General features: G+C 61.6%; 11 protein-coding genes. All 11 read right to left on the bottom strand.

Going from position 1 to position 13,720, the window contains the following annotated elements; all coding sequences use genetic code 11:
• Positions 1-65 precede the first annotated feature (65 nt).
• Positions 66-1,316: a flavohemoglobin expression-modulating QEGLA motif protein gene (locus ACZ0AZ_RS14225; protein WP_166554750.1), complete on the bottom strand. Its 1,251-nt coding sequence runs from the start codon at positions 1,314-1,316 to the stop codon at positions 66-68.
• Positions 1,317-1,502: 186 nt separating this feature from the next.
• Positions 1,503-2,216: a TetR/AcrR family transcriptional regulator gene (locus ACZ0AZ_RS14220; RefSeq protein ID WP_016771505.1), complete on the bottom strand. Its 714-nt coding sequence runs from the start codon at positions 2,214-2,216 to the stop codon at positions 1,503-1,505.
• Positions 2,217-2,321: 105 nt separating this feature from the next.
• The gene (gene lysS, locus ACZ0AZ_RS14215) at positions 2,322-3,824 is read right to left on the bottom strand and encodes a lysine--tRNA ligase (protein ID WP_463537581.1); all 1,503 of its coding nucleotides are present in this window, start codon (positions 3,822-3,824) and stop codon (positions 2,322-2,324) included.
• A gap of 79 nt (positions 3,825-3,903) precedes the next feature.
• A protein-coding gene (gene prfB, locus ACZ0AZ_RS14210) for a peptide chain release factor 2 (RefSeq protein ID WP_099758102.1) occupies positions 3,904-4,999 on the bottom strand; the annotation gives its coding sequence in 2 pieces (ribosomal slippage) (positions 3,904-4,926 and positions 4,928-4,999; 1,095 coding nt in all).
• Positions 5,000-5,235: 236 nt separating this feature from the next.
• Positions 5,236-6,237 carry a response regulator gene (locus tag ACZ0AZ_RS14205; protein WP_415763538.1) on the bottom strand — a complete coding sequence of 334 codons (1,002 nt, stop codon included), beginning with the start codon at positions 6,235-6,237 and terminating at the stop codon, positions 5,236-5,238.
• 48 nt (positions 6,238-6,285) lie between these two features.
• Complete coding sequence (gene cheB / locus ACZ0AZ_RS14200; protein WP_122505651.1) at positions 6,286-7,296, bottom strand: chemotaxis response regulator protein-glutamate methylesterase; 1,011 nt, start codon at positions 7,294-7,296, stop codon at positions 6,286-6,288.
• Positions 7,293-9,563 carry a hybrid sensor histidine kinase/response regulator gene (locus tag ACZ0AZ_RS14195; RefSeq protein WP_130000190.1) on the bottom strand — a complete coding sequence of 757 codons (2,271 nt, stop codon included), beginning with the start codon at positions 9,561-9,563 and terminating at the stop codon, positions 7,293-7,295. The genes cheB and ACZ0AZ_RS14195 overlap by 4 nt, the downstream gene beginning before the upstream one ends.
• The gene (locus ACZ0AZ_RS14190) at positions 9,560-10,243 is read right to left on the bottom strand and encodes a chemotaxis protein CheW (protein ID WP_463537580.1); all 684 of its coding nucleotides are present in this window, start codon (positions 10,241-10,243) and stop codon (positions 9,560-9,562) included. The genes ACZ0AZ_RS14195 and ACZ0AZ_RS14190 overlap by 4 nt, the downstream gene beginning before the upstream one ends.
• A complete protein-coding gene (locus ACZ0AZ_RS14185; RefSeq protein ID WP_130000188.1) occupies positions 10,240-11,514 on the bottom strand; it encodes a CheR family methyltransferase in 1,275 nt (424 codons plus the stop codon). The genes ACZ0AZ_RS14190 and ACZ0AZ_RS14185 overlap by 4 nt, the downstream gene beginning before the upstream one ends.
• Positions 11,511-12,047: a chemotaxis protein CheW gene (locus tag ACZ0AZ_RS14180; RefSeq protein ID WP_130000187.1), complete on the bottom strand. Its 537-nt coding sequence runs from the start codon at positions 12,045-12,047 to the stop codon at positions 11,511-11,513. Before ACZ0AZ_RS14180 ends, ACZ0AZ_RS14185 begins: the two co-directional genes overlap by 4 nt.
• Positions 12,047-13,669 (bottom strand): methyl-accepting chemotaxis protein, encoded by a 1,623-nt coding sequence (locus ACZ0AZ_RS14175; RefSeq protein ID WP_133334930.1) that lies wholly within the window; start codon positions 13,667-13,669, stop codon positions 12,047-12,049. Before ACZ0AZ_RS14175 ends, ACZ0AZ_RS14180 begins: the two co-directional genes overlap by 1 nt.
• Positions 13,670-13,720: the final 51 nt, after the last annotated feature.

Genomic DNA, 13,720 nt, shown 5'->3' with positions numbered 1-13,720 from the left:
CTTTTTTGAATGTCAGACCGCTTTCGCGAGCAAGCCCGCTCCCACAGGGGATATACGGGTTGGGGTTAAAGGATATTGGAGTAGTCCGCCTCAATCCGGTCCAGGCTCAAATGGTTGAGGAAGTTGGAGAAACACATCCACGCCGACAACGCATTCAAGTCACGGAACTGATCCGGCAGATACTTCGGCGGCACCACTAGCCCCTCATCCACCAGTTGGCGCAGGGTACGCATGTCTTCCAGGGTGGTCTTGCCACAGAACAACAGCGGAATCTGCTCGAGCTTGCCTTTGCGCACGGCCAACTGAATGTAGTTGTAAACCATGATGAAGCCCTTGAGGTAGGACAAGTCTTTGGTGAATGGCAGACCGGTCGGCGTCGATCCACGGAACACCCGGCTGGCATTGCCGTAGCTTTCGGCCATTTCGAAACCTTGCTCACGGAAGAATTCGTAGATCTGCAAAAAGTCGGCGCCCTCCTCGACCATATGAATCGCACGGGTGCGGTTGGTCAGTTTGCGCAGGCGACTCGGGTAAGAAGCGAAGGTGATAATTTCCATCAGGATCGCCAGGCCTTCCTGGGTCACCGTCGACGAGGGCGGGCCTTTGGACAGGAACGTGCAGATCGGCTGGTTCAGACCGTTGAGCGTGGTGCCGACATGCACCAGGCCTTCGTGGACTTCCAGGGCGCGCACGTCGCGGTCGTTGAACAGCGCGTCGGTGCGAATCTTGATGTAGTCGGCGCCCGCTGCGGCGTCGGCGACGATACCGTCGGACTCGAACACGCGAATGGTTTCTTCGGCCTCGCCGAACACCTTGTTCAGGCGGGTCTGCAGCAGGTGTACCGCGTCTTTCGCGGTAAGGATTTTCGGCTCGTCCTTGAGGTCGCCACGTCCGTCGATGTTATTCAGGTAGTCGGACATCATCAGGCCGAGGTCGGCGAGGGTCGGGTCACCGGCATGGAAAGCATCGGACGCCGCGCCGTACAGCTCCTGCGAGATCAGCCCGAAGTCCTCGGTGCCGCGCGCTTCGAGCATGCGCACCACCATGCGGTATTCCTTGCACATGCGGCGCATGATCTGCCCGACCGGGTTGAACTGGCCGAGCTGGCGGGTGATGTCGCGCTCGATGTTCTGGAATTCCAGTTTGACCTGGCTCGAATCGAACGACAGCGGGCGGTTGAGGTAGTAGTCGCGATCCACCGCCGGCATTTCCTTGCCCTTGGCCTTGAGGAAGCCCTTGCGCACATTGTCGTCCCACTTGACCGCATCGAGCACGCGGATCGGCGTCTGCGCCAGCACAATGCGATCGGACAACATGCGTATCGTCTGCTGGTAATCGTCCACCCGAAACTCCTGTAGAAAACGTGACGTAGCCAATCATAGGCGCTGAGGCCTTTGTGGGAGCGAGCCTGCTCGCGAATGCACTGTGTCAGACAACGCAGATGTTGAATATCAGAGCGCTTTCGCGAGCAGGCTCGCTCCCACAGGGTTTAGCGTCGAATGCTAGACCGATGCCAGCACCAGGTGCATATACCGCGTCAGAATTCCGAGCATGTCCTCTTCGGCCAATGGCTCGGCGTCGTTGAGCAGGCCCTGATATTCCATCCGCCCGATAATCGCCGTCAACACCTTGGCATCCTGCTGCGGTTCACGCGAGCCCAGTACTTGGAACAACTGGCAAGTGCCCTGCAACAGAATCTGCTGATGGGAGCGCACCAGAATCGCCAGACGCGGGTTGAGCAGCGCTTCCTGGCGGAACGCCTGTTCGGCCATCAGGTGCTCGCGGCGGTTGATCAGTTGCCGATGCACGTAATCGGCCATCAATCGCGCAATGTCATCGGCCAGTTGTGAGCGCGACTCCGGACTGCCGTCGGCGCTGACCACCATCTCGCGCAACAGGCCTTCGTTATTGATCCACAACTTGGCCATGTACGCCGCGCTGCGTTCAACGTATTGGGCGAAGGTATCGGTGAGCAGGTCATCGATGTCCTTGAAGTAATACGTGGTCGCCGACAGCGGCACGCCGGCCTCCGCCGCGACCGCACGATGGCGCACGGCACGCACGCCGTCGCGCACGACAATGCGCATCGCGGCGTCGAGAATGTCCTGGCGACGCTGCTCACTGCCCTGTCGGCTGGCCTTGCGGCCCTGGTACTGAACACTTTCAGCGACCGCAGTGGCGATACCCGCTGCACCTTCTTGAGCTAATGCACCCATCACGACAGCACTTCCTCTACTAATGCCAAATTAACCAATTGATACATTTGTACCAGACAGGCAATAAAAAGCCGCCTGTTTTAGGCGGCTTTTTAACTGAAACGTTTACGCTTGCGGTCGCATGTGCGGGAACAGAATCACATCGCGGATCGACGGCGAGTTGGTCAGCAACATCACCAGACGATCGATGCCGATACCTTCGCCGGCGGTTGGCGGCATGCCGTACTCCAGCGCACGGACGAAGTCGGCGTCGTAGTGCATGGCTTCGTCGTCACCGGCGTCCTTGTCGGCCACCTGCGCCATGAAGCGTTCGGCCTGGTCTTCGGCGTCGTTCAACTCGGAGTAGGCGTTGGCGATTTCACGACCACCGATGAACAGCTCGAAGCGGTCGGTGACGTTCGGGTTCTCGTCGTTGCGACGGGCCAGCGGCGACACTTCGAACGGGTACTGAGTGATGAAGTGCGGCTGCTCCAGCTTGTGCTCGACCAGCTCTTCGAAAATCATCACCTGCAATTTGCCCAGACCTTCGAAGCCCAGCACCTTGGCGCCGGCCTTCTTGGCGATGGCGCGAGCCTTGTCGATGTCGTTCAGATCATCGGCAGTCAACTCAGGGTTGTACTTGAGGATCGAGTCGAACACCGACAGACGCACGAATGGCTCGCCGAAGTGGAACACTTTGTCGCCGTACGGCACGTCGGTGCTGCCCAGCACCAGTTGCGCCAGCTCGCGGAACAGTTCTTCGGTCAGGTCCATGTTGTCTTCGTAATCGGCGTACGCCTGATAGAACTCCAACATGGTGAATTCAGGGTTGTGGCGAGTCGAAACGCCTTCGTTGCGGAAGTTGCGGTTGATCTCGAACACCTTTTCGAAACCGCCAACCACCAGACGCTTCAGATACAGCTCAGGGGCGATACGCAGGAACATCGGCAGGTCCAGCGCGTTGTGGTGGGTTTCGAACGGCTTGGCCGCAGCGCCGCCAGGAATGGTCTGCAACATCGGCGTTTCGACTTCGAGGAAGTCGCGCTTCATCAGGAAGCTGCGGATGTGCGCGATCACTTGCGAACGCACGCGGAAGGTCTGGCGCACGTCTTCGTTGACGATCAGGTCAACGTAGCGCTGGCGGTAGCGCTGTTCGGTGTCGGTCAGGCCGTGGTGCTTGTCCGGCAGCGGACGCAGCGACTTGGTCAGCAGGCGCACGTTGGTCATTTCAACGTACAGGTCGCCCTTGCCGGAACGCGCCAGGGTGCCTTCGGCGGCAATGATGTCGCCCATGTCCCAGGTTTTCACCGCGGCCAGGGTTTCTTCCGACAGCGTCTTGCGGTTGATGTAGACCTGAATGCGCCCGGTCATGTCCTGGATCACCATGAACGAGCCACGGTTGAGCATGATGCGACCGGCAACCTTGACCGGGATTGCAGCCTCTGCCAGCTCTTCCTTGGTCTTGTCCGCGTACTGTTTCTGCAAGGCATCGCAGTAGTTGTCGCGGCGGAAGTCGTTCGGGAAGGCATTGCCCTTGGCGCGCTCGGCAGCAAGCTTTTCCTTGCGCAGGGCGATCAGGGAGTTTTCTTCCTGTTGCAGGGCTTGCGGGTCGAGTTGTAGGTCGCTCATGTCTTTAAGTATTCCATCAGGTTCGTTGCCCCCAGCCTTCGGCTGGGGATCGCGGGCGAGCCCGCTCCCACAGAGGGTGTTACAGGCCGGATTTCAGGCTGGCTTCCAGATACTCGTCGATGTCGCCGTCGAGCACCTTGTCGCAATCGCTGCGTTCGATGTTGGTACGCAGATCCTTGATCCGCGACGCATCGAGCACGTAAGAGCGAATCTGGTGACCCCAGCCGATGTCCGACTTGGTGTCTTCCAGCGCTTGCGAGGCGGCGTTGCGCTTCTGCATTTCCTGCTCGTACAACTTGGCCCGCAGCATTTTCATCGCGGTGTCCTTGTTGGCGTGCTGGGAACGCTCGTTCTGGCAGCTGACCACGGTGTTGGTCGGTACGTGGGTGATACGTACGGCCGAGTCGGTGGTGTTTACGTGCTGACCACCGGCACCGGAAGAACGATAGGTGTCGATCCGCAGGTCTGCCGGGTTGATTTCGATTTCCACCTTGTCATCGATCTCTGGCGAGACGAAAACCGCGGAGAACGAGGTGTGACGACGGTTGCCGGAGTCGAACGGGCTCTTGCGCACCAGACGGTGCACGCCGATCTCGGTACGCAGCCAGCCAAAGGCGTATTCGCCCTTGATGTGCACGGTCGCGCCCTTGATCCCGGCGACTTCACCGGCGGACAGTTCCATGATGGTCGCGTCGAAACCGCGTTTGTCAGCCCAGCGCAGGTACATGCGCAGCAGGATGTTGGCCCAGTCCTGCGCTTCGGTACCACCGGAACCGGCCTGGATGTCCAGGTAGGCGTTGTTCGGGTCCATTTCATGGCTGAACATGCGGCGGAATTCCAGCTTGGCCAGATTTTCCTCGAGACGGGCCAGCTCGGCGACGACATCGCCCACTGCGCCTTCGTCGTTTTCTTCGACGGCCATGTCCAGCAGGTCGCGGCAATCGGCCAGACCGCCGTTCAGTTCGTCGAGGGTGTCGACGATCTGCGCCAGCGCGGCACGCTCGCGGCCCAGCTCCTGGGCGTATTCAGGTTTGTTCCAGACACTCGGATCTTCAAGCTCGCGATTGACCTCGGTCAGACGCTCATGCTTTTGATCGTAGTCAAAGATACCCCCGAATAGTTTCGGAGCGCTCGGACAGGTCCTTGATGGTGTTCAGGATCGGGTTGATTTCCATGACGGGCAGCACTCGTTGGCGAACTTTTGAAAGCCGGCGAGTATAACGTAAACAGGCTGTCGCGGCAGCCCGTCTGGCGGGTGTGGGGGGTGATTCACCCGACACTGACCTGACGCGATCTCCTGTGGGAGCGAGCCTGCTCGCGAAGGCGACCTGCCAGCCGCCGGCAATGTCGAGTGCACAACCGCTTTCGCGAGCAGGCTCGCTCCCACAGGTGGATTGCATCGTCAGGAAAGTTATTCGATCCCGACCTGATTGCGCCCATTGTTCTTGGCCAGATACAACCCGCGATCCGCCGCCGAAATCAGCAGCCGGCAATCACTGCCCGCCTGGGGCACCATGGTCGCCAGACCAATGCTGATGGTCAGACTGGAGCCTTCGGTCGGCGTGTTATGGGGAATCTTCAACGCCGCCACAGTCTGGCGCAGCTTCTCGGCCAACAGCCGCGCGCCGCCCGGCGAGGTGTTCGGCAGCACCAGCACAAACTCCTCGCCGCCATAACGCGCCGGCAGATCCGACGGTCGCGCGCTGGCGTCACGGATGGCTGCAGCAACCTTGCGCAACGCTTCATCGCCTTCCACGTGGCCGAAACTGTCGTTGTACGACTTGAAGTAATCGACGTCGATCATCAGCAATGACAGCTGCGTCTGATCGCGCAGCGAACGGCGCCACTCCAGTTCCAGGTACTCGTCGAAGTGACGGCGGTTAGACAGCCCGGTCAGGCCATCGGAGTTCATCAGCCGTTGCAGCACCAGATTGGTGTCGAGCAATTGCTGCTGGCTGACCCGCAACGCTCGGTACGCCGCGTCGCGCTGGAGCAATGTCATGTAGGAACGCGAGTGGTAGCGGATCCGCGCGACCAGTTCGATGGTATCCGGCAGTTTCACCAGATAATCGTTGGCGCCCGCGGAAAACGCCGCGCTCTTGATCAGCGGGTCTTCCTTGGTCGAGAGGACGATGATCGGGATGTCCTTGGTCGCCGGGTGATTGCGGTATTCGCGCACCAGGCTCAGGCCATCGAGGCCGGGCATCACCAGGTCCTGGAGGATCACCGTCGGCTTGATCCGCACCGCCTGGGCGATGGCCTGCTGCGGGTCGGAGCAGAAGTGGAAGTCGATGTTTTCCTGATTCGACAGCCCACGGCGCACCGCTTCGCCGATCATCGCCTGATCATCCACCAACAACACCATGGCAGCGTTCTCGTCGGTTTTAATGTCGTCGATCTGTAAATCATTCATGAGCGGTCACCTGAGTACTGCGGGAGCCTGGATTGCCGATCAACCTGTTCATTTGGGGAAAATCTCCAGCAATCGTGGCGCTATCTTTTCCAGCGGACGGATTTCCACCGCGGCATCGATCGCCGCGGCAGCCTTGGGCATGCCGTACACCGCACTGCTGTGCTGATCCTGCGCAATGGTCAAATAACCCTGCTGGCGCATGAGCTTAAGCCCTTGCGCGCCATCGCGCCCCATCCCGGTCAATAAAACCCCGACGGCGTCACCGTTCCAGTAACTGGCGACACTCTCGAAAAACACGTCGATCGAGGGGCGATAGATCTCGTTGACCGGTTCGGCGGTGTAGGCCAGCGTGCCGTTTTTCAACAGGCGAATATGGTGATTGGTCCCGGCCAGCAGCACCGCGCCACTTTGCGGCGGCTCGCCTTCACGGGCCAGACGCACATCGAGGCCGCTGGCACTGGCCAGCCATTCGGCCATGCCGGCGGCGAACACCTGATCGACATGCTGCACCAGCACGATCGCGGCGGAAAAATCCTTCGGCAGGCCTTTGAGCAACACTTCCAGCGCCGCTGGCCCACCTGCAGACGAACCGATCGCCACCAGCCGCTGACGTGACGGCGAACTGCGCGGCGAACTCGGCGCCGGGCGCGCACGTGGCGCCTTGTCGCCGATCAGCCAGCCGATGTTGAGGATCTTGCGCAACAACGGCGCCGCCGCTTCCTGGGCATTGCCGGCGCCGATCGCTGGCGTGTCGACCACGTCCAGTGCGCCGTGACCCATGGCCTCGAACACGCGGTGCACGTTCTGTTGACGATCCACGGTGACGATGACAATCGCGCACGGCGTCTCGGCCATGATCCGCCGCGTGGCTTCGACGCCGTCCATGATCGGCATGATCAGATCCATCAGAATCAGGTCTGGTGTGCACTCGGCGCAGCGTTGCACCGCCTCGGCGCCGTTGCTGGCGACCCAGATCACCTGATGCGCCGGCTCGAACGCCAGCGCTCGGCGCAGGGCCTCCACCGCCAGGGGCATGTCGTTGACGATTGCGATCCTCATGCCCGCGCTCCTCCGATGAGCTCGACCACTGCATCGAGCAGGGCGTCGTCATGAAAACTGGCTTTGGCTAGATAATAGTCGGCGCCGGCATCCAGTCCACGGCGGCGGTCTTCTTCGCGATCCTTGTACGATACGACCATCACCGGCAGCGATTGCAGACGGTTGTCGCGGCGCAGCAGGGTGACCAGCTCGATGCCGTCCATGCGCGGCATGTCGATGTCGGTGATCAGCAGATCGAAGTTCTCCGAACGCAGCGCATTCCAGCCATCCATGCCGTCCACTGCCACCGCGACGTCATAGCCACGATTTAGCAGCAGTTTGCGTTGCAGCTCGCGCACGGTCAGCGAATCGTCGACCACCAAGACTCGTTTGCGCGCCGCTTCGGCAGCTTGATTGCCGTGGCGGGCAATGCGCTCCAGACGCCCGGTATTGAGCAGTTTGTCCACCGAACGCAGCATGTCTTCGACATCGACGATCAGCACCACCGAGCCGTCATCGAGCAAGGCCCCGGCGGAGATGTCCTGAACCTTGCCCAGACGCTCGTCCAGCGGCAACACCACCAGCGTGCGCTCACCCACGAAGCGCTCGACCGCCACCCCGTAAATCGCCTCGCGCTCGCGGATCACCACGACTTTCAGGGTAGCGCCATCATTCTGACTGGCCGGGCGATTGAGCAACTGGCTGGCCGCGACCAGCCCGACGTGCTGGCCTTCATGCCAGAAATGCTGACGCCCCTCGACCTGCACGATGTCTTCGGGAGCCAGATCGCACATGCGTTCGATGTGCGCCAGCGGGAACGCATAGGCCTCTTCACCGACTTCCACCACCAGACTGCGCACCACCGAAAGCGTCAACGGCACCTCCAGATGGAAACGGCTGCCCTCGCTCGCCGTCTGCTCCAGCACCACAGCCCCACGCAATTGGCGGACCATGTGCTGAACAGCGTCCAGGCCAACGCCACGCCCGGACACTTCGGTAACCTTGTCGCGCAGGCTGAATCCCGGCAGAAACAAGAACGTCAGCAGTTCTTCGTCGCTCAATTGCGCTGCGGTTTCGGCTGGGGATAACTGCCGTTCGACGATGCTGCGGCGGACTTTTTCCAGATCGACGCCATTGCCGTCATCGCTCAATTCCAGCACCAGCAAACCGGCTTGATGGGAGGCGCGCAGGCGGATCAGGCCCTCTTCCGGCTTGCCCTTGAGCAGGCGTTGTTCCGGGGTTTCGATGCCGTGATCAACGGCGTTGCGCAGCAGATGAGTCAGCGGTGCTTCGAGCTTTTCCAGCACATCGCGGTCGACCTGGGTTTTCTCGCCTTCGATCTCCAGGCGCACTTGTTTGCCAAGGCTGCGCCCGAGGTCGCGAACCATGCGCGCCTGCCCGCTCAACACATCGGCGAACGGGCGCATGCGACAGGCCAGCGCGGTGTCATAGAGCACTTGCGCGCGCTGACTGGCGTGCCAGGCGAATTCGTCGAGTTCGGCGTTTTTCTCGCTGAGTAGTTGCTGCGACTCGGCGAGCAAACGTCGCGCATCTTCCAGCGACTCGAGCGCTTCCAGGCTCAGCGCATGCTCCTTCAGGTGCACATTGAGATTTTCCAGCGCGCGCAGACCGTTGTTCTGCATGCGCTTGAGACGCTGCATGGTCGCCAGATGCGGCTTGAGACGCTGGGTTTCCACCAGCGATTTGCTCGATAGATCGAGCAGGCTGTTCAGGCGCTCGGCGGTGACGCGCAAGACGCGCTCGCCGCCCTCGGTGGTGCGTTTGTTTTTACGCGGGGTCGGCTCGGCGGGCTCGTCCATGATCGGCGCTGTCGCTGTTGGCGCGGGCTCGATCTGCAACTCGGCCATCGGCGGCGTGGCAACCACAGCGGCTGGCGCCGACGGATCGAGCAAACGCCCCATCAGCGTCACGTAGGCCTCAATGTCCGCAGGTCGCGGCGCGTTGGCCGGCGTGGCGATGCGCATCAGCAGGTCGGTGCCCTGCAACAACGCGTCGATGTGCTCGGGACGCAGCAACAAACGCCCTTCCTGGGCGCTGACCAGGCAATCTTCCATGACGTGGGCGACGCTGACGCCGCTGTCGATACCAACAATGCGCGCCGCACCTTTGAGCGAGTGCGCCGCGCGCATGCACGACTCCAACTGATCGGCCTGGGTCGGATTGCGCTCCAGCGCCAGCAGCCCGGCGCTGAGCACTTGGGTCTGGGCCTCGGCTTCGAGGCTGAACAGCTCGAGCAGGGAGGCATCGCGCATTTGCTCGGGGGTCATGTCAGGCTCCGGGTCACGGCGGACAACAGCTGTTCTTCGTCCAGCCAGCGCAGGCTGCGACCGCGATATTGCAGAACGCCACGGGTGTATTTGGCACTGGCTTGCGCACCGGACTGCGATGCGGCATCGAGGATGCGTTCGTCGATGGCATGAATACCGTCAACTTCATCCACCGGCACCACTACCGGCCCGCCATGGGCGGCGATGATCAGCATGCGCGGCATGACTCGCCCGCCGCCCGCCGGCGCGACGCTGGCGCCGAGGTCGAGCAGTTCCACCAGCGACAGGCACGCGACCAGCGCGCCACGGACATTGGCCACGCCGAGCAAGGCCCGCGAGCGCTGGTGCGGCAGCGAATGTATCACCTGCAACGGCGCAACTTCGACAAGCGTGCGCGTGGCCAGGCCGAGCCATTCCTCGCCGAGGCGGAACATCAGCAGCGAGCGGGTTTTGACATCGGTTTCGACTTTGCTGACCACCGCTTCGCGCTGGTCCTGCTGCAACGAATAGCGGTCGAGCAGGCGCGTGGCTGCGGCGGAATATACCGAGCAGTTGCGGCAATGGATGTGCTCTTCCAGCAGCGGGCAGGACTTGTCGCCATGAATGCCGATGCGGTTCCAGCAATCGTCGATGGCGCGGGCGTCTTCGTGGGTAACGTTCAAGGTGTCGGACGCGCTCATCGTTTACGCTCACTGTCGGCGGTGCGCCCGCTGCGGGCGGCGCGCTCCTGCAATCGTCGGGCACCCGCCGTGTCGCCCTGAGCCTGCAGCAACGCGGCCAGGTGCATCAGCGCTTCGGGATGTTGCGGTTCGAGGTACAAGGCCTTGCGATAGAAACTCTGGGCCTCGAGGCTCAGGCCGGCGACATCGCTGAGCAGGCCGAGCCAATAGAACACCTGCGCCACCGGTTCATGGCTGCGCAGATAGTCTTCGCATGCGGCACGGGCCTCGGCGCTTTTGCCTTCGTTGGCCAGTGCGGCAATCTGCGCCAACAATGTCGCGGCGTCGGGATTGGCAGTTTTTTTCGTCACCGGCAAAGGCGTCACGGCAGCGAACGGCCGATTGCGCACTGGCGCTGGCGACGCCGCGCTGCGCAGTGGTTGGCTGACCGGCACGGCGACTGGTTTGGGCGTTGGCAACGGTTCGGGGTGCGGCTCGCTGTGACGGCTGAAAGCGAACGACTGCGGGATGCCGATCGAACGCATGCCCAAACGCCCGAGCAGACTGCCCTCCGCCGGGCCGATAAACAGCACGCCGTCGACATGAGTCAGGCGCTTGAGCACTTCGAACACCTGCTTTTGCGTCGGCTGGTCGAAGTAGATCAGCAGGTTGCGGCAGAACACGAAATCGAAGGCAGGCTCGCTCGCCAACAGCGTCGGATCGAGGACATTGCCGACTTGCCAGCGCACCTGTTCGCGAACGTATTCGTTGACCCGGTGGCCGTCCTGCTCGGCAAAAAAGTGTCGTTCGCGGAATTCCAGATCCTGACCGCGAAACGAATTCCTGCCATACAACGCACGCCGCGCCTTTTCCACCGACAGCGGACTGATGTCCATGCCGTCGACCTTGAATTGATGCGGCTGCAATCCGGCATCAAGCAAGGCCATGGCAATCGAGTAGGGTTCTTCGCCGGTAGAGCACGGCAGGCTGAGGATGCGCAGCGCGCGCATATTATTGAGTTCTTTAAGCCGACCTCGCGCCAGTTTGCCCAGCGTCGCGAAGGATTCCGGGTAGCGGAAAAACCACGTCTCCGGGACGATCACCGCTTCGATCAGCGCCTGCTGTTCATCCCGCGAGCCTTGCAACAGCTGCCAATATTCGTCGGCATGGGCAGCCTGGGACAACGTGGTGCGCTGGCGTACGGCACGCTCGATGATCGCCGCGCCCACCGACGCGACATCAAGGCCAATGCGTTCTTTGAGAAAATCGAAAAAGCGCTGATCACCACTCATGGCTGCGCCTCTAACTGCGCCGGATCACGCGGCGGGTCGGGGAACAGCACACTGCGCACGGCGTCATCGAGCAAGTCATTGACCCGCACCCATTGCAGCAATCCCTGCGCATCTTCGCGCACCGGACCGAGGTACGGCGCCTCGCGGTTGTCGAGGCCGTAAGGCTGGAAATCTTGCGAATGGCAGCGCAGCGTGTCGGTGGCCTGCTCGAGAATCAGCCCGAGCCATTGCGCTGCTTGCGCTGGATCCGGCTGATAATTGACCAGCACCAGGCGCGTGCTGGTCCGCGCCTCGGCGGGCTGCCCAAACGTCAGCGCGCTGAGATCAATCACCGGCACCACCGCCCCGCGATAGGCGAACACCCCGGCCACCCAATGCGGTGCCCGGGCAATCGGTTTCAGCGGCAGGCGCGGCAGCACTTCGGCCACTTCGGTGGCACGCAGGGCGTAGCGTTCGCTGCCGATGCGAAACAGCAGAAACAGCGCTTGCTTCGCCACTGGCGCAGCGCCACGTTTGGCGATGATTTCGCTCATCAGACTTTGAATCGCGAAACGCCGCTGCGCAGGCCGACGGCCACCTGGCTCAGTTCGTCGATGGCGAAACTGGCCTGACGCAGCGATTCGACGGTCTGGCTGCTGGCATCGCCCAACTGCACCAGCGCATGGTTGATCTGCTCGGCGCCGGTGGCCTGGGCCTGCATGCCCTCGTTGACCATCAACACCCGAGGCGCCAGCGCTTGCACTTGATGGATGATCTGCGACAACTGCTCGCCGACCTGCTGCACTTCCGACATGCCCCGGCGTACTTCTTCGGAAAACTTGTCCATGCCCATCACCCCGGCCGACACCGCCGACTGGATCTCGCGAACCATCTGTTCGATGTCGTAAGTGGCCACGGCGGTCTGATCGGCCAGACGCCGGACTTCGGTGGCGACCACGGCAAAACCGCGACCGTACTCGCCGGCCTTCTCGGCTTCGATCGCTGCGTTGAGCGACAGCAGGTTGGTCTGGTCGGCCACCTTGACGATGGTCACCACCACCTGATTGATGTTGCCGGCCTTCTCGTTGAGGATCGCCAGTTTGGCGTTGACCAGATCCGCCGCGCCCATGACCGAGTGCATGGTGTCTTCCATGCGCGCCAGGCCTTGCTGGCCGGAGCCGGCGAGCACCGAGGCCTGATCGGCAGCGGTGGACACTTCGGTCATGGTGCGCACCAGATCCCGCGAGGTCGCGGCGATTTCGCGAGAGGTTGCGCCGATTTCGGTGGTGGTCGCTGCGGTTTCGGTGGCGGTGGCTTGTTGCTGCTTGGACGTGGCGGCGATCTCGGTCACCGAGGTGGTCACCTGCACCGAGGAGCGCTGGGCCTGGGATACCAGCGACGTCAGCTCGGTCATCATGTCGTTGAAGCCGGTTTCGACCGCGCCGAACTCGTCCTTGCGATCAAGGTTCAGGCGCGAACTCAGATCGCCGGTGCGCATGATGTCGAGGATGGTCACGATGCGATTCATCGGCGCCATGATTGCGCGCATCAACAGCAGACCGCAGAGGCCGGCGGCCAGCACCGCAACCAGCAGGGAAATGACCATGCTGACTTTGGCCGTTGCCACCGCGTCGTCGATGTTGGCCATGGCGGTATCGGCAACAACTTTGTTCTCGCCAATGATGTCGTTGAGCTTCATGCGTCCGGTGTACCACGCCGGGGTCAGCTTCTCGTTGAACAGCTTGATGGCATCGGCTTCCAGATTGCGCTTGTGCAGGTCCAGCACGGCATCCTGAATCTGCATGTAGGTATCGTGGTACTTCTCGAACAGGGCGAATTCGGAACGGTCTTCATCGGTGGCCATGGTCTTGCGATAGCTGGCCATATGTTCTTGCAGACGCGCCTCGAACGCCTTGTAGTCGGCAGCGTCTTCACTGGAAACGCCCTGGCCTTCCTTGAGGCCGAGCAGTTTTTGGGTCTGCAAATAACTGTCGACCCATGCGCCGCGAATCATCGAGCTGTAATAGACGCCGGGGATGGCATCGTCGCGCACGCTGTTCTCACTGGCCTCGATCTTCAGCAACCGCGAGTAGGACAGCACCACCATCAACAGCATGATGGCGATAATCACCGCAAAGCTCGCCAAAATGCGTTGGCGCAACGTCCAGTTCTTCACAGTCAGTCCTCGGGGTGGGGCATTTCAAATGCTGCGGAGTATAGCCGAGGG

Source organism: Pseudomonas sp. AC239, from assembly GCF_979258545.1.
This window is presented reverse-complemented; position numbering and strand designations above follow the sequence as displayed.